Raw genomic sequence first — 14,458 nt, forward strand, 5'->3', positions numbered from 1 at the left:
CCAGTCTCCGTCGCCGGGAAGCGTCACCTTTAGTCTTCGTCAAACCCGGCATTAAACAGGGCAATCACCGCGGCGAGGGCTTCCACTTCCTGCGGACCGCTGGCCTCCACCTCTATCTGCCGTCCTTTCGCCGAGTCCAGCATCAGCAGGGCAATGACGCTGTTGGCTTCCGCCTCCGTGCCTTCATCGTTGCGCAGCAACACCTCGGCATCGAAATTCTGCATCAGTTCGAACAGCTTCATCGCCGGGCGGGCGTGCATGCCCAGCTTATTGGTGATTTCAACGGTCTGCTTTACGGTCATGATTTACGTTTTTCCAGCGTCCGATGACGAGACTGCACGTTTTTACCGCGCGAGCGGAAGTAGTCAGCCAGTTGTTCAGCAATATAAACCGAACGATGTTTACCGCCGGTGCAGCCAATGGCCACCGTCAGATAGCTGCGATTGTTGGTCTCCAGCATCGGTAACCATAGCTCAAGATAGCTCCGGGTCTGGTAAATAAAGTTGTGCACTTCGGTGTGCCGATCGAGGAAGGCGGCCACCGGCTTATCCAGACCGGTCATGGGACGCAGCTTCGGATCCCAGTGCGGGTTTGGCAGAAAGCGCACGTCAAAGACGTAATCGGCATCGATCGGGATACCGTGCTTAAAGCCGAAGGATTCGAAGACCATGGTCAGTTCGCGTTCTCGTTTACCCAGCAGCCGGGTGCGTAACATTTCCGCCAGCTCGTGAACCGACATCTCCGAGGTATCGACAATCAGATCGGCCCGCGAGCGCAGGGGCTCCAGCAGATCGCTCTCTTCATCGATGGCGCTTTCCAGCGACAAATTCTTGCTCGACAGCGGATGCAGGCGACGGGTGTCGCTGTATCGACGGATCAGCGTGTTGCGATCGGCATCGAGAAACAGCAGCTGCGGCGAAAAGCACTCCGGCAGGTTTTTCATCGCCTGCTCGAAGATCTCCGGTGATTCCGGCATGTTCCGCACGTCGATGCTGACGGCCGCCGAAATATTGCGGTCAGCCAGCGACCGTGCCAGATCGGGCAGCAGCACGACCGGCAGGTTATCCACGCAGTAAAAGCCCATATCTTCCAGCGCTCGCAGAGCGACGGATTTACCCGAGCCCGAGCGGCCGCTGACGATCATCAGTACCATGTACCGTTTCTCCTCAGTACGATAAAGGATAAGGTGCGACTGCCGTTATGCGTCATCGCTGCTTCCTGCTTCGGTGATGATCTCATACAACTCTTCATCGCTCTGCGCCGCGCGCAGGCGACGACAAATCGCTTTGTCGGCCAGCCGTTTGGCCACCAGGGAGAGCGTATGCAGGTGGGTTTTTGTCTGATCGGCCGGCACCAGCAGCGCGAACAGCAGGTCGACAGGCTGATTGTCGATCGCGTCGAAGGCGATGGGGGTTTCCAGCTGGACAAAAACGCCGACAGCACGCAGCGTATCCTCTTCCAGTTTTCCGTGGGGAATGGCGATACCATTGCCAATCCCGGTACTGCCCATTTTTTCGCGGGTGAGGATCGCTTCGAACACCACCTGCGGCGGCAAACTTAACTGTTTGGCGGCCAGTTCGCTAATGATTTCCAGAGCACGCTTCTTGCTCTGGCAGTGAACCTGGCTACGGGTACATTCCTGGTTCAGGACGTTGCTCAGTTGTAGAGCCGAATCGTTGTTCATCATAATTTCACCTGAGCGCCCCCGCGCCCGTCGCCGATGTTACCTGGCGGCTGACGCAGGGGGGCCCGGACAATTAGTGTTGTTTTAGTTTATCTTTATGCTTCGTTAACTGCCTTGCCAGCTTGTCGATAAGACCATCGACAGCTGCATACATATCCTGCCCTTCCGCACTGGCATGGATTTCGCCACCGTTGACATGCAGATTCGCGTCCGCAATTTGCGTCACTTTCTCTACTTTTAACACAATATAGACCTGATTGATCCGGTCGAAAAATTGTTCCAGCTTGCTGAACTTCGCCGTGACGAAGTCGCGCATCGCGGGAGTGATCTCGACGTTGTGTCCTGTAATGTTGAGCTGCATAGTGTCTTCCTTATCGGTTGTGTCAGACCAGTTGTTTACGCTGGTTTGACGGCGGGATGGATAAAGACTCTCTGTACTTCGCGACAGTGCGGCGCGCGACCATGATACCCTGCTCGGACAGCATGGAGGTGAGCTTACTGTCGCTCAACGGCTTCGCGGGATTTTCCGCGGCGATGAGTTTCTTCACCAGCGCGCGAATCGCCGTCGACGAGGCTTCGCCGCCGCCTTCGGTATTGACATGGCTGGAGAAGAAATACTTCAGTTCAAAAATACCGCGCGGACTGTGCAGATATTTTTGCGTGGTGACACGGGAAATCGTCGATTCATGCATCTCGACGGCCTGGGCGATATCGGCCAGCACCATCGGCTTCATATACTCTTCACCCTGTTCGAAAAAAGCCTGCTGTTGTTCTACGATGCAGCGGCTCACGCGCAGCAGGGTATCGTTGCGGCTTTCCAGACTTTTAATCAGCCAGCGGGCTTCCTGCAGATTGCTGCGAATGAACTGGCCGTCGGCGTCATTGCGGGCGCTGTTGCCCATTGCCGCATACTGCTGATTAATTTTCAGCCGTGGAATGCTGTCGGCGTTGAGCTCCACGGTCCAGCGGCCGCTGACCTTGCGCACCAGCACGTCGGGAATGACATATTCCGGTTCGCTGGTTTGAATGGACTGGCCGGGACGGGGATCCAGGGACTGGATCAGGTTCACCGCCTCTTTCAGCACCTCTTCTTTCAGCCGGGTCACCCGCATCAGGGTGCGGAAATCATGGTTGGCCAGAAGATCGAGATGATTGCTGATAATCAGCCGGGCCTCTTCCAGCCAAGGCGTCTCTTTGGCGAATTGCGAGAGCTGGATCAGCAGACAGTCGCGCAGATCTTTCGCCGCGACGCCAACCGGATCAAAACGCTGGATGCGCTTCAGGACGGCTTCCACTTCTTCGAGGCCGATCTCCTCATCGCCGATGCTGTCGACGATATCTTCAATCTGAACGGTGAGGTAGCCCGTATCGTCGACGGCGTCGACAATGGAGGTGGCGATGGCGCGGTCGGTATCGGTGAAGGGCGTCAGCTCGACCTGCCACATCAGGTAATCCTGCAGCGTCTGGGTGGTCTCGCCTTGATAAACGGGGAGTTCGTCGTCCTGGTAGTCCACGCCGTTGCCTGACGGCGTACCGGCGGTATAGATTTCATCCCAGCTGGCATCGAGAGGAAGCTCGTCGGGCATCTCTTTTTGCTCAAGTGCGTCGACGGTATCGAGAGACTCGCGGTCCTCCACCTCTTTCGCCTCTACCTCGTCGTGAAGATCGGTTTGCTCAAGCAACGGGTTACTTTCCAGCGCTTGCTGGAGCTCTTGCTGGAGTTCTAACGTGGACAACTGCAGCAAACGAATCGCCTGCTGCAGTTGCGGCGTCATGGCAAGCTGTTGGCTAAGCCTTAATTGCAAACCTTGCTTCATGTTCAGGGTAAATATCTCCGGCTAAAACGTCTGTAACCTCTACCCTATCAGAGTCTGAAGTCTTCCCCAAGATACACGCGCTTAACCTGCTCATCTTCGAGGATCTGCTGCGGTGTACCATGAGCGATAAGGTGTCCCTGACTGACAATATACGCGCGTTCGCAGACCGCGAGAGTCTCTCTGACGTTATGGTCGGTAATCAGTACGCCGAGGCCGCTGTCGCGCAAATGCTCAATGATGCGTTTGATGTCGATAACCGAGATCGGATCCACGCCGGCAAAGGGTTCATCCAGAAGAATAAATTTCGGGTTGGCCGCCAGCGCGCGGGCGATTTCGACGCGGCGGCGTTCACCACCGGAGAGCGCCTGACCGAGGCTGTCACGCAGGTGCTCAATATGAAACTCTTCCATCAGCTCTTTGGCGCGATCTTCCCGCTGCTCGCTGCTCAAATCGTCACGGATCTGCAGGACCGCCATCAGGTTGTCATAAACGCTCAGGCGACGGAAAATCGAGGCTTCCTGCGGCAGATAGCCGATCCCCCGGCGCGCGCGCGCGTGCAGCGGCAGCAGGCTGATGTCTTCGTCATCAATGATAATATTGCCCGCGTCGCGCGGCACAATCCCGACCACCATGTAGAAGGTGGTGGTTTTACCGGCGCCGTTGGGGCCAAGCAAGCCGACAATCTCCCCCGAGTTAACGGTGAGACTGACATCTTCCACCACGCGGCGGCCTTTATACGCTTTAGCGAGATTCTTCGCAGTTAAGGTTGCCATAACGGATTAGTTACTCTTCTTTTGCTGGTTGCCGCTTTTGTCCTGCAGCTCGGACGGCACCAGAACGGTGGTGACGCGTCGACCTTTGTCGCTGAAGGCCTGCATTTTTTGCTCTTTCACCAGATAGGTGATCTTGTCGCCCTTGATGTTGCTGTCGAGCTGTTCAAGGTACGCGTTGCCGGTCAGCACGACGTAATCGTTCTGCAGCTCATAGCGCATTTTCGACGCCCGGCCTTTTACCGGTTTGCCGTTATCCTGCATCTGGTAGAAGGTGGCCGGTTTACCGAAACCTTCGATCACCTCTTTGCCTTTTTCATTGCCCGGACGGGTGACCACCACTTTATCAGCGTTAATTTTGATCGTCCCCTGAGTCACGACCACGTTACCGGTGAAGGTGACGACATTGCCCTGCATATCCAGCGACTGCTGATCGGATTCGATATGGATCGGCTGATCGGTATCGCCCGTCTTGGCGAGGGCCGGCAGGCTGGCGGCCAGTAACGCGCCGGCGAGCGCAATCTTAAGGCTGAGTTTGTTTGTTCTGAATTTCATAAGAGGTTCTCACCTTTTCAATCAGCTCGGCATTTTTGCTGCGAAGGTTTCCACGCATTTTCAGGCCGCTGGAATTAAATGTGGTGCCGTATAACGTCACCATGTCATCAGAGGTAACGTCCTGCGTTACCAGATTTATCTGGGCGTTATCCGTCGTAATTTTGCGCAGTTGAGAGTCAGGCGCGAGCGCATTCACCTCAACGTGCCCGTAAAGATAGAGCATCCGGTCATTTGTCAGCTTCGCTTTATCTGCTCTGACTGACCAGGTCGGCACCTTATTGGTATCAAAGGTGGTCATCACTGGTTTGGTAAACCAGGAGACCTCCTGATCGGAAAAATACTCCACATGCTCGGCAATCAGCCGATAGCTCAGGGCGCCTTCCGGACTGTACACCACGGTGTCAGTGTGTTCGCTTTTATACGTCGGGTCGTTGGGATTGACCTCCTGCTGGGCCGTGTCGTCCGTATTCGCCAGATTCAGGCCGATGAGGATCAGCGCGAGCAGCGACAGTAAAATGATAACCCAACGTCTGGTTTTACTCATATTGATTGCCCTTTGGCCTCATCCAGCTTGCCCTGCGCCAATAGTAACAAATCGCAGACTTCGCGTACCGCGCCGCGTCCGCCATTAATCCGGGTGATGTAATCGGCGCGCGGCAGCAGCAGCGGATGCGCATCCGCGACGGCGACGCTAAGCCCCACTTCGGCCATCACCGGCCAGTCAATCAGATCGTCGCCGATGTAGGCGACTTCCTCTGGCCGCACGCCCAGTTTGTCAGTGAGATCGCGGAACGCCAGCAGCTTGTCCGACTGCCCCTGATACAAATGCGTGATGCCCAGCGTCTGACAGCGATCTTCTACCAGTTTAGCTTTTCGTCCGGTAATAATCGCCACTTCAATGCCAGAGGTCAGCGCGCAGCGGATACCATAGCCATCGCGGACGTTGAACGCTTTCAGCTCCTCGCCGTGATTACCCATATAGATAAGCCCGTCGGATAATACACCGTCGACATCGAGGATCAGTAAACGGATCTTAGCCGCGCGATCGAGAAACGTCTGGCTTACCGGCCCATAGCAGGTCGCTAACTGAGCATCAGCATTATTCATTATTTTTTCCTTACTTACACTACGCCCGCGCGCAGGAGATCGTGCATATGTACCACACCCAGCAGATGGTCGCCATCGGCAACCAGCACGCAGGTAATATGACGGGATTGCATCAGGTTTAGCGCATCCACCGCCAGGGTGCCGGGACGGATACGGATCCCTCCCCGGGTCATGACGTCGGCAATGCTGGCATCGCGCATATCAACGCCGGTGTCGAAGACCCGGCGCAGGTCACCGTCGGTAAAGATACCGATGATGTTCATGTCGTCATCGCAGATAGCGGTCATACCTAAATTTTTACGGGTGATTTCCAGCAGCGCATCGCGCAGGGTGGCCTGCAGGCCGACGTGCGGGATCTCATCACCGGTATGCATAATATCATTGACGCGCAGCAACAGCTTACGACCGAGTGCGCCACCCGGATGCGAGAGAGCGAAATCCTCAGCGGTAAAGCCGCGGGCTTCCAGCAGGGCGACGGCGAGGGCATCGCCCATCACCAGCGCGGCGGTGGTGCTGGAGGTGGGCGCCAGCCCTAACGGACAGGCCTCCTTCGGCACTTTCACGCACAGATGGATATCCGCCGCGCGCGCCATGCTGCTTTCAGGCCGGCTGGTAATGCAGATAAGCTTCACCTGCTGGCGTTTCAGGACCGGGATCAGCGCGAGGATTTCGTTCGATTCGCCGGAGTTCGACAACGCAATCACCACGTCCTGCGGCGTAACCATGCCCAAATCGCCGTGCGCGGCTTCGCCTGGGTGGACAAAAAATGCCGACGTGCCGGTACTGGCGAAGGTTGCCGCCATTTTGCGGCCGATATGGCCGGATTTGCCCATCCCCATCACCACGACCTTCCCGCCGCAGCGGAAAATCGTTTCGCAGGCGCGGGTGAAATCGTCATTTATATACTGATCGAGCTGGGCCAGACCTTCACGTTCAATTTCCAGCACCTGACGGCCTGCCTGTTGAAAGTCAAAATCCGTGGGCAAATCTATTTGCGACATGATGTTATCCCGAGTCATTCAACGAAGAGCGGCGCTGTCCAGAACAGCATCGCCAACCAAACCACAAAACCGCCGACCAGCAGCGCGCCAACCAGTCGTCCCGGCTGCTGCTGGCGGCGCCAGCACAGCACGGCGAAGATCAGGCTGACCAGCAACATCACGCCATAGTCGCGGGTAAAGGCTTCCGCCGCAAAGGCTCCCGGCGCGATCAGCGCCGGCAAACCCAGCACCAGCGCAATATTGAGGATATTTGCGCCGATGATATTACCGATGGCAATGTCATCTTCCCCTTTGCGCGCCCCGGCGATGGCGGTGGCCAGCTCCGGCAGGCTGGTGCCTATCGCCACTACCGTCAGGCCGACGGTCAGTTCACTGATGGCAAAATAGTTTGCCAGCACCGTACTGTTATCTACCACCATGCGGGTGGCCATCGGCATGACGATCATCGCCACCCCTAACCACAGCAGAGCGACCGGCAGCGACCCTTCACGCGGCAGTTCGGCCAGCTGTTCACGGGTCAGGCTATCGCTTCCCTGGCGTTCCGCCAGACGGGCGATTTTGATGGTGAACAGCAGCCATAGCAGCGCCAGCGCCAGTAAAAACAGGCCATCGAGACGGGACAGTTGACCATCATAGAGCACCAGCCCTGCCAGTACGCTGACCAGCAACATTAGCGGTAATTCGCGGCGCAGAATATCAGAATGCACGGTAAATGGCCTGAGTAAGGCAGCCAGACCGAGGATCAGGAGAATATTAGTAATGTTGGAGCCGAGCGCGGTGCCCACCGCCAGATCGGTCTGTCCATGCAGCGAGGCCGCGGTGGAAACCATGATCTCTGGCAGGCAAGTGCCAATACTCACCACCGTCATACCGATGATCAGCGGCGGGATCCCCAACATGCGACAGAGGATGGAGGCGGCATAGACCAGACGATCGGCACTGTAGACAACCAGCAATAAACCAATAATTAACAGAGCCGTCGCTAAGAGCATCTAAAGTCCTTTCTTCAGGTATAATCGTCGCCTCGCTGGGTTATCCCTACGCAGCGTAACGAATTCTTAATTTTGACTTTATGCGTGCCAAAAGTAAAACAAATGCCAGCTTTCGCTAACCTGTGCAGGTAAGATTCTGTAAAAATGTTGTGATTGTGGCGTAAGAAAGGGCGATGCTTGCCCATCAGGTGCTTAGTAAGGATGATTTTATGAGCCAAACTCAGGCGAATTTAGTTGAAGTGCGCGGTATCCGCTTTTCTCGCGGCGATCGCGTGATCTTCGACGACATCTCGCTGTCGGTGCCACGCGGTAAAATTACTGCGATTATGGGACCTTCGGGGATCGGCAAGACTACCCTGTTACGCCTGATCGGCGGACAGATCCCGCCGGACAGGGGAGAGATCCTGTTCGATGGCGAGAACGTGCCGCAGATGACCCGTTCGCGTCTGTACACGGTGCGTAAGCGGATGAGCATGCTGTTCCAGTCCGGGGCGCTGTTCACCGACCTCAATGTCTTTGACAACGTCGCCTACCCGCTGCGCGAACATACGCATCTGCCGCCTGCGCTGCTGCATACGACGGTGATGATGAAGCTGGAGGCGGTAGGGCTGCGCGGTGCGGCGAAGTTAATGCCCTCTGAGCTTTCCGGCGGCATGGCGCGCCGCGCCGCCCTGGCGAGGGCCATTGCCCTGGAGCCGGATCTCATTATGTTCGACGAACCGTTCGTCGGGCAGGATCCCATCACCATGGGCGTGCTGGTGAAGCTGATTTCTGAACTCAACAGCACGCTGGGTGTCACCTGCATCGTGGTTTCGCACGATGTGCCTGAGGTGCTGAGCATTGCGGACTATGCGTATATCGTGGCGGATAAAAAGATTGTCGCCCACGGCAGCGCCCAGTCGCTACGTGAGAATGCTGACCCTCGGGTTCGTCAGTTCATTGATGGTATTGCCGACGGCCCGGTGCCGTTCCGTTATCCGGCTGGCGACTATCACCATGATTTATTAGGCATAGGGAGTTGAGCGACTGATGCTGTTTAATGCGCTGGCCGCGCTAGGCCATCGCGGTATTAAAACCACCGCGACCTTTGGACGCGCCGGATTAATGCTGTTCAACGCCGTTGTCGGCAAGCCAGAGTTTCGCAAGCACGCGCCGCTGCTGGTTCGTCAGCTCTACAACGTCGGCGTTCTGTCGATGCTGATTATCATTGTATCGGGCCTGTTTATCGGTATGGTGCTCGGGCTGCAGGGGTATCTGGTCTTAACCACCTACAGCGCAGAGACCAGTCTTGGCATGCTGGTGGCGCTGTCGCTGCTGCGCGAGCTGGGGCCGGTGGTCGCCGCGCTGCTGTTTGCCGGTCGCGCCGGGTCGGCGCTGACCGCCGAGATTGGCCTGATGCGGGCCACGGAACAGCTCTCCAGTATGGAGATGATGGCGGTGGATCCGCTGCGCCGCGTCATTTCTCCCCGTTTCTGGGCCGGCGTCATTTCGCTGCCGCTGCTGACGATTATCTTCGTTGCGGTGGGGATCTGGGGTGGAGCGCTGGTGGGCGTGAGCTGGAAAGGCATTGATGGTGGTTTTTTCTGGACCGCGATGCAAAATGCCGTCGACTGGCGAATGGATCTGGTGAACTGCCTGATTAAGAGCCTGGTATTCGCCATTACGGTAACCTGGATTGCGTTATTCAATGGTTATGACGCTATCCCCACTTCCGCCGGGATTAGCCGGGCGACTACGCGCACCGTGGTGCATGCGTCGCTGGCGGTTCTGGGGCTGGATTTTGTGCTGACTGCGCTGATGTTTGGGAATTGAGTTCATGCAAACGAAAAAAAATGAAATCTGGGTAGGGGTGTTCTTACTGGTGGCGCTGCTGGCGGCGCTGTTTGTCTGCCTGAAGGCGGCGAACGTCACCTCGCTACGTACCGAGCCGACTTACCGTCTTTACGCGACCTTCGATAATATCGGCGGCCTGAAAGCACGCTCGCCGGTGCGCATCGGCGGTGTGGTTGTTGGCCGCGTGGCGGACATCACCCTCGACCCGAAAACCTATCTGCCGCGCGTGGAGCTCGATATTGATGAGCGCTACAACCATATCCCGGATACCAGTTCGCTGGCGATCCGCACCTCTGGCCTGCTGGGCGAGCAGTATCTGGCGCTGAACGTCGGTTTTGAAGACCCGGACCTCGGGACGACTATTCTTAAAGACGGCGGTACTATCCAGGACACCAAGTCCGCTATGGTGCTGGAAGATCTGATTGGTCAGTTCCTTTATAACAGTAAGGGCGGTGACAATCAGAATTCTGGCAATGATAAGGCCGAGGCAGAAGGTCATACTGACGCGACGCCGGCAGCCGGCACGACGCATTAATTTCAGGAGAAACACGATATGTTTAAACGCTTACTCATGGTCGCCATGCTGGTGATTGCCCCGCTGACCGCCGCCCAGGCGGCAGACCAGTCCAATCCGTATAAGCTGATGAATGAAGCGGCGCAGAAAACCTTCGATCGCCTGAAGAATGAACAGCCGAAGATCAAGGCCAACCCTAACTATCTGCGCGACATCGTCGACCAGGAGCTTCTGCCTTATGTGCAGGTGAAGTATGCCGGCGCGCTGGTGCTGGGCCGCTATTACAAAGAAGCTACCCCGGCGCAGCGTGAAGCTTATTTTGCCGCCTTCCGTGAATACCTGAAGCAGGCCTATGGCCAGGCGTTGGCAATGTACCATGGTCAGACCTACCAGATTGCCCCGGAACAGCCGCTGGGCAGCGCGACCATCATTCCGATCCGCGTCACTATCATCGACCCGAACGGCCGTCCGCCGGTACGTCTCGACTTCCAGTGGCGTAAAAATACCCAGACCGGCAACTGGCAGGCCTACGATATGATTGCGGAAGGGGTCAGCATGATCACCACCAAACAAAACGAGTGGAGCGACCTGCTGCGTACCAAGGGCGTTGATGGCCTGACCGCGCAGCTCAAAGCGATCTCCGCTCAGCCGATCACCCTGGAACAGAAAAAATAATGAGCGGGCAGCTGAGCTGGACTCGTGATGGCGAGACGCTGGCGCTGCACGGAGAGCTGGACCAGGATCTGCTGGTCCCGCTCTGGGAGGCACGCGCCCAGGCGACGGCGGGGACAGCGATCATCGATCTCAGTCAGACCACGCGCGTGGACACGGCGGGCCTGGCGCTGTTAATGCATTTTGTAGCGCTGATTCGCCGCCAGGGCCGGGAAGCGCAGCTGATCGGCAAGAGCGAAAATCTGCAAACGCTGGTCGGTCTTTACAACCTGCCTGTCGATATGATCCCATAATCTTTTCAGTGTCTTAGCGCTGAAGCTATTCCGAAAGCCCCGGCAATCTTTTCGCCGGGGCTTTTTGCTTGTTTAAGACCGCGCCACTTTCCTCTAAGATGTTGGGCTGTTTTCACTATCAGATAAATTTGAGCCCATGGAAAATCATGAAATTCAGACCGTGCTGATGAACGCACTCCCCCTCCAGGAAGTCCACGTCTCTGGCGATGGCAGCCACTTTCAGGTTATTGCTGTGGGTGAGATGTTCGATGGCATGAGTCGGGTTAAAAAGCAGCAGAGCGTCTACGCGCCGCTGATGGAATATATTGCTGACAACCGCATCCATGCGCTGTCGATCAAGGCCTTTACTCCGCAGGAGTGGGCGCGAGACCGCAAACTAAATGGCTTCTAAGCTGTGGGGGATCCCCTGCAGCGTATGTGAATTTTTAATAGAGAACAGAATCAATGGATAAATTCCGTGTTCAGGGGCCGACTCGCCTTCAGGGCGAAGTCACCATCTCCGGTGCAAAAAACGCCGCCCTGCCAATCCTCTTTTCCGCGCTGCTTGCCGAAGAGCCGGTAGAGATCCAGAACGTACCTAAGCTCAAAGACATCGATACCACCATGAAGCTGCTGAGTCAGCTGGGCGCGAAGGTAGAGCGCAATGGTTCGGTGTGGATTGACGCCGGCCCGGTCGATGTATTCTGTGCTCCGTACGATCTGGTGAAAACCATGCGCGCCTCTATCTGGGCGCTGGGCCCGCTGGTGGCGCGTTTCGGTCAGGGACAAGTCTCTCTGCCTGGCGGCTGCGCCATCGGCGCGCGTCCGGTCGATCTGCATATTAGCGGCCTGGAACAGCTGGGCGCCGAGATCAAACTGGAAGAAGGTTATGTAAAAGCTTCGGTCAATGGTCGTCTGAAAGGCGCGCATATCGTGATGGATAAAGTGAGCGTCGGCGCCACCGTCACTATCATGAGCGCAGCGACCCTCGCCGAGGGGACGACGATTATCGAAAACGCCGCTCGCGAGCCGGAGATCGTCGATACCGCGAACTTCCTTAACGCGCTGGGCGCAAAAATCAGCGGCCAGGGTACCGATCGCATCACCATCGAAGGCGTGCAGCGTCTGGGCGGCGGCGTTTACCGTGTGCTGCCGGACCGTATTGAAACCGGGACCTTCCTGGTGGCCGCAGCCATTTCCGGCGGCAAGATCCTCTGCCGTAACGCGCAACCAGATACCCTCGATGCCGTACTGGCGAAGCTGCGCGACGCCGGAGCGGACATCGAAACGGGCGAAGACTGGATCAGCCTTGATATGCACGGCAACCGTCCGAAAGCGGTTAACGTGCGTACCGCGCCGCATCCGGGCTTCCCGACCGATATGCAGGCCCAGTTCACGCTGCTCAACCTGGTCGCGGAAGGGACCGGCGTGATCACCGAAACGATCTTTGAAAACCGCTTTATGCACATTCCGGAACTGATCCGTATGGGTGCTCACGCGGAGATCGAGAGCAATACCGCGATCTGTCATGGCGTGAAGCAGCTTTCGGGCGCGCAGGTGATGGCGACCGATTTGCGTGCTTCGGCGAGCCTCGTGCTGGCAGGTTGTATCGCTGAGGGAACCACCATCGTCGATCGCATCTATCATATCGATCGTGGCTATGAGCGTATTGAAGATAAACTGCAGGCGCTGGGTGCCAATATTCAGCGCGTGAAAGGCGAGTAATCGCGTCCTGACAGGGCCCGGGCGTCTCTCCCGGGTCCTTGTCGCATAATCACATCACTTGTCCATCTTCTTCTGACGCATCATCTGCGTTCTGTCGATAAACTCATGCGTTACCGGATCATGGTAGCGTGACGGCCAGATGACCCATGGCTGTGTATCCAGCGCCGTGGCGATGATTAATTCGCCTTTCGGCCAGGGGCGGGTCAGGGCGTTCGCCAGCGTTGAAGAACTCAGACCGTGCCGTCGCGACTCTGCCGCCAGCGATGTTCCCCGTTTACGTAATCCAGCAACAATATCTGCGGGATGCCAGTCGATGAACTTATCCATAAATTCTCCTGGTGATAAAGATCCTGAACGGCCCATATGGGCAACGGAGACACTATACCCGCGCACCAGGTAAGGTTCTAACAAGTTCTGTTAAAGCGTCGGAATATTCAGAATGTATCAAGATATCGGGAAATTTACGGTAGGGAATGGGTTTTTACTGGAACTTTCCCGCGCACTGCGCGGGAAGGGAGAGGGGATTAATGATCGCGCTGAACCGCGATATGCGCCAGCCCGATCAAGGCTTCACGCCAGGGGGTGTCCGGGAGAATCTGCAGCGCGGCAATCGCTTTGTCAGCTTCTTCTTCAGCACGTTTCTGCGTCCACTCCAGCGAACCGCAGGCAGCCATCGTTTCCAGGACGGCATCCAGCAGATGGCGGCCGTTGCCCTGCTCGATAGCCCCGCGGATCATCGCCGATTGATCGGCGGTACCATGGTGCATGGCGTGTAGCAGCGGTAGCGTCGGTTTGCCTTCGTTGAGGTCGTCACCGACGTTTTTACCGAGCCGCTCTCCGTCGGAGCTGTAATCGAGTAAATCGTCGATCAGCTGGAAAGCGGTGCCGAGATAGCGGCCATAATCCTGCAACGCGCGCTCTTCTTCGGCAGTGCAGTCGGCCAATAGTCCCGCACACTGCGAGGCTGCCTCAAACAGACGCGCCGTCTTGCTGTAGATGACGCGCATGTAGTTCTCTTCCGTGATATCCGGGTCATTGACGTTCATCAGCTGCAGCACTTCGCCTTCGGCAATAACGTTCACCGCTTCCGACATGACCTCGAGGATCTTCAGCGAGCCCAGCTGGGTCATCATCTGAAAGGCGCGGGTATAGATAAAATCGCCGACCAGCACGCTGGCGGCATTGCCAAACGCCGCATTTGCCGTGGCTTTGCCGCGACGCATATCAGACTCATCGACGACGTCGTCATGCAGCAGGGTGGCGGTATGAATAAATTCAATCAGCGCAGCAATGGTGACATGCGCGCTCCCCTGATAACCCACCGCGCGCGCGGCGAGCACAGCAATCATCGGGCGAATGCGTTTGCCGCCGCCGCTGACGATGTAATAGCCTAACTGATTGATAAGCTGAACATCGGAGTTGAGTTGCTCAAGAATCGTCGCATTGACACCCGCCATATCTTGCGCGGTTAACTCATTGATTTTTTCTAAATTCATCGCAAAAGCCGGGCCAAATG

The 14,458-nt window shown here is 56.7% G+C and carries 20 protein-coding genes; 7 read left to right on the forward strand and 13 right to left on the reverse strand.

Features of this window, described 5'->3' with window-relative positions; genetic code table 11:
- Nucleotides 1-29 precede the first annotated feature (29 nt).
- The 11 genes from npr to ABLV76_RS08730 form a co-directional block, all read right to left on the reverse strand.
- The gene (npr, locus tag ABLV76_RS08680) at nucleotides 30-302 is read right to left on the reverse strand and encodes a PTS phosphocarrier protein NPr (RefSeq protein WP_002918431.1); all 273 of its coding nucleotides are present in this window, start codon (nucleotides 300-302) and stop codon (nucleotides 30-32) included.
- Entirely contained in the window at nucleotides 299-1,153 is an 855-nt protein-coding gene (gene rapZ, locus ABLV76_RS08685; RefSeq protein WP_004206208.1) for an RNase adapter RapZ, read from the reverse strand. The genes npr and rapZ overlap by 4 nt, the downstream gene beginning before the upstream one ends.
- A 45-nt stretch (nucleotides 1,154-1,198) precedes the next feature.
- A complete protein-coding gene (gene ptsN / locus ABLV76_RS08690; protein WP_004144926.1) occupies nucleotides 1,199-1,687 on the reverse strand; it encodes a PTS IIA-like nitrogen regulatory protein PtsN in 489 nt (162 codons plus the stop codon).
- A 70-nt stretch (nucleotides 1,688-1,757) separates the two neighbouring features.
- Complete coding sequence (hpf, locus tag ABLV76_RS08695; RefSeq protein ID WP_004206206.1) at nucleotides 1,758-2,045, reverse strand: ribosome hibernation promoting factor; 288 nt, start codon at nucleotides 2,043-2,045, stop codon at nucleotides 1,758-1,760.
- 22 nt (nucleotides 2,046-2,067) lie between these two features.
- A complete protein-coding gene (gene rpoN, locus ABLV76_RS08700; RefSeq protein WP_032456660.1) occupies nucleotides 2,068-3,501 on the reverse strand; it encodes an RNA polymerase factor sigma-54 in 1,434 nt (477 codons plus the stop codon).
- A 47-nt stretch (nucleotides 3,502-3,548) separates the two neighbouring features.
- Nucleotides 3,549-4,274 carry an LPS export ABC transporter ATP-binding protein gene (gene lptB, locus ABLV76_RS08705; RefSeq protein WP_004206203.1) on the reverse strand — a complete coding sequence of 242 codons (726 nt, stop codon included), beginning with the start codon at nucleotides 4,272-4,274 and terminating at the stop codon, nucleotides 3,549-3,551.
- Nucleotides 4,275-4,280: 6 nt separating this feature from the next.
- Nucleotides 4,281-4,826, reverse strand: a complete 546-nt coding sequence (gene lptA, locus ABLV76_RS08710; protein ID WP_102006332.1) for a lipopolysaccharide ABC transporter substrate-binding protein LptA — start codon at nucleotides 4,824-4,826, stop codon at nucleotides 4,281-4,283.
- Nucleotides 4,795-5,370, reverse strand: a complete 576-nt coding sequence (lptC, locus tag ABLV76_RS08715) for an LPS export ABC transporter periplasmic protein LptC (protein WP_004206202.1) — start codon at nucleotides 5,368-5,370, stop codon at nucleotides 4,795-4,797. Before lptC ends, lptA begins: the two co-directional genes overlap by 32 nt.
- Entirely contained in the window at nucleotides 5,367-5,933 is a 567-nt protein-coding gene (kdsC, locus tag ABLV76_RS08720; RefSeq protein ID WP_023319211.1) for a 3-deoxy-manno-octulosonate-8-phosphatase KdsC, read from the reverse strand. The genes lptC and kdsC overlap by 4 nt, the downstream gene beginning before the upstream one ends.
- 14 nt (nucleotides 5,934-5,947) lie before the next feature.
- Nucleotides 5,948-6,934 (reverse strand): arabinose-5-phosphate isomerase KdsD, encoded by a 987-nt coding sequence (kdsD, locus tag ABLV76_RS08725; protein ID WP_004206200.1) that lies wholly within the window; start codon nucleotides 6,932-6,934, stop codon nucleotides 5,948-5,950.
- A gap of 14 nt (nucleotides 6,935-6,948) precedes the next feature.
- Nucleotides 6,949-7,926 carry a calcium/sodium antiporter gene (locus ABLV76_RS08730; protein ID WP_004206198.1) on the reverse strand — a complete coding sequence of 326 codons (978 nt, stop codon included), beginning with the start codon at nucleotides 7,924-7,926 and terminating at the stop codon, nucleotides 6,949-6,951.
- Nucleotides 7,927-8,135: 209 nt separating this feature from the next.
- Here ABLV76_RS08730 and mlaF point away from each other — a divergent pair, with 209 nt between their 5' ends.
- The 7 genes from mlaF (at nucleotide 8,136) to murA (ending at nucleotide 12,942) form a co-directional block, all read left to right on the forward strand.
- Complete coding sequence (gene mlaF, locus ABLV76_RS08735) at nucleotides 8,136-8,948, forward strand: phospholipid ABC transporter ATP-binding protein MlaF (RefSeq protein ID WP_004206196.1); 813 nt, start codon at nucleotides 8,136-8,138, stop codon at nucleotides 8,946-8,948.
- Nucleotides 8,949-8,955: 7 nt separating this feature from the next.
- Nucleotides 8,956-9,738: a lipid asymmetry maintenance ABC transporter permease subunit MlaE gene (gene mlaE, locus ABLV76_RS08740; RefSeq protein WP_004150949.1), complete on the forward strand. Its 783-nt coding sequence runs from the start codon at nucleotides 8,956-8,958 to the stop codon at nucleotides 9,736-9,738.
- A 4-nt stretch (nucleotides 9,739-9,742) separates the two neighbouring features.
- Nucleotides 9,743-10,294 (forward strand): outer membrane lipid asymmetry maintenance protein MlaD, encoded by a 552-nt coding sequence (mlaD, locus tag ABLV76_RS08745; RefSeq protein WP_004206195.1) that lies wholly within the window; start codon nucleotides 9,743-9,745, stop codon nucleotides 10,292-10,294.
- Between the two features lie 18 nt (nucleotides 10,295-10,312).
- Entirely contained in the window at nucleotides 10,313-10,948 is a 636-nt protein-coding gene (gene mlaC, locus ABLV76_RS08750; protein ID WP_004206194.1) for a phospholipid-binding protein MlaC, read from the forward strand.
- The gene (gene mlaB, locus ABLV76_RS08755) at nucleotides 10,948-11,238 is read left to right on the forward strand and encodes a lipid asymmetry maintenance protein MlaB (protein WP_004206192.1); all 291 of its coding nucleotides are present in this window, start codon (nucleotides 10,948-10,950) and stop codon (nucleotides 11,236-11,238) included. Before mlaC ends, mlaB begins: the two co-directional genes overlap by 1 nt.
- A 136-nt stretch (nucleotides 11,239-11,374) precedes the next feature.
- Complete coding sequence (gene ibaG / locus ABLV76_RS08760; RefSeq protein WP_004144910.1) at nucleotides 11,375-11,629, forward strand: BolA family iron metabolism protein IbaG; 255 nt, start codon at nucleotides 11,375-11,377, stop codon at nucleotides 11,627-11,629.
- A 53-nt stretch (nucleotides 11,630-11,682) separates the two neighbouring features.
- Nucleotides 11,683-12,942 carry a UDP-N-acetylglucosamine 1-carboxyvinyltransferase gene (murA, locus tag ABLV76_RS08765; RefSeq protein WP_004206190.1) on the forward strand — a complete coding sequence of 420 codons (1,260 nt, stop codon included), beginning with the start codon at nucleotides 11,683-11,685 and terminating at the stop codon, nucleotides 12,940-12,942.
- A 54-nt stretch (nucleotides 12,943-12,996) separates the two neighbouring features.
- On the opposite strand, the gene sfsB is transcribed toward murA, so the two are convergent.
- The gene (gene sfsB / locus ABLV76_RS08770; protein ID WP_004206189.1) at nucleotides 12,997-13,269 is read right to left on the reverse strand and encodes a DNA-binding transcriptional regulator SfsB; all 273 of its coding nucleotides are present in this window, start codon (nucleotides 13,267-13,269) and stop codon (nucleotides 12,997-12,999) included.
- Nucleotides 13,270-13,466: 197 nt separating this feature from the next.
- Nucleotides 13,467-14,438 (reverse strand): octaprenyl diphosphate synthase, encoded by a 972-nt coding sequence (gene ispB, locus ABLV76_RS08775; RefSeq protein WP_004206188.1) that lies wholly within the window; start codon nucleotides 14,436-14,438, stop codon nucleotides 13,467-13,469.
- Nucleotides 14,439-14,458: the final 20 nt, after the last annotated feature.

It is taken from the genome of Klebsiella sp. GB_Kp047, from assembly GCF_040065235.1.
GTDB classification, from domain to species: Bacteria; Pseudomonadota; Gammaproteobacteria; order Enterobacterales; family Enterobacteriaceae; genus Klebsiella; species Klebsiella quasipneumoniae.

Coding starts and splice junctions, on each gene's coding strand:
- ibaG (WP_004144910.1), top strand. CDS start 11,375: ATGGAAAATCATGAAATTCAGACCGTGCTGATGAACGCACTCCCCCTC.
- rapZ (WP_004206208.1), bottom strand. CDS start 1,153: ATGGTACTGATGATCGTCAGCGGCCGCTCGGGCTCGGGTAAATCCGTC.
- kdsC (WP_023319211.1), bottom strand. CDS start 5,933: ATGAATAATGCTGATGCTCAGTTAGCGACCTGCTATGGGCCGGTAAGC.
- hpf (WP_004206206.1), bottom strand. CDS start 2,045: ATGCAGCTCAACATTACAGGACACAACGTCGAGATCACTCCCGCGATG.
- lptB (WP_004206203.1), bottom strand. CDS start 4,274: ATGGCAACCTTAACTGCGAAGAATCTCGCTAAAGCGTATAAAGGCCGC.
- murA (WP_004206190.1), top strand. CDS start 11,683: ATGGATAAATTCCGTGTTCAGGGGCCGACTCGCCTTCAGGGCGAAGTC.
- npr (WP_002918431.1), bottom strand. CDS start 302: ATGACCGTAAAGCAGACCGTTGAAATCACCAATAAGCTGGGCATGCAC.
- rpoN (WP_032456660.1), bottom strand. CDS start 3,501: ATGAAGCAAGGTTTGCAATTAAGGCTTAGCCAACAGCTTGCCATGACG.
- mlaC (WP_004206194.1), top strand. CDS start 10,313: ATGTTTAAACGCTTACTCATGGTCGCCATGCTGGTGATTGCCCCGCTG.
- ABLV76_RS08730 (WP_004206198.1), bottom strand. CDS start 7,926: ATGCTCTTAGCGACGGCTCTGTTAATTATTGGTTTATTGCTGGTTGTC.
- mlaE (WP_004150949.1), top strand. CDS start 8,956: ATGCTGTTTAATGCGCTGGCCGCGCTAGGCCATCGCGGTATTAAAACC.
- mlaB (WP_004206192.1), top strand. CDS start 10,948: ATGAGCGGGCAGCTGAGCTGGACTCGTGATGGCGAGACGCTGGCGCTG.
- mlaD (WP_004206195.1), top strand. CDS start 9,743: ATGCAAACGAAAAAAAATGAAATCTGGGTAGGGGTGTTCTTACTGGTG.
- kdsD (WP_004206200.1), bottom strand. CDS start 6,934: ATGTCGCAAATAGATTTGCCCACGGATTTTGACTTTCAACAGGCAGGC.
- ispB (WP_004206188.1), bottom strand. CDS start 14,438: ATGAATTTAGAAAAAATCAATGAGTTAACCGCGCAAGATATGGCGGGT.
- mlaF (WP_004206196.1), top strand. CDS start 8,136: ATGAGCCAAACTCAGGCGAATTTAGTTGAAGTGCGCGGTATCCGCTTT.
- lptA (WP_102006332.1), bottom strand. CDS start 4,826: ATGAAATTCAGAACAAACAAACTCAGCCTTAAGATTGCGCTCGCCGGC.
- ptsN (WP_004144926.1), bottom strand. CDS start 1,687: ATGATGAACAACGATTCGGCTCTACAACTGAGCAACGTCCTGAACCAG.
- sfsB (WP_004206189.1), bottom strand. CDS start 13,269: ATGGATAAGTTCATCGACTGGCATCCCGCAGATATTGTTGCTGGATTA.
- lptC (WP_004206202.1), bottom strand. CDS start 5,370: ATGAGTAAAACCAGACGTTGGGTTATCATTTTACTGTCGCTGCTCGCG.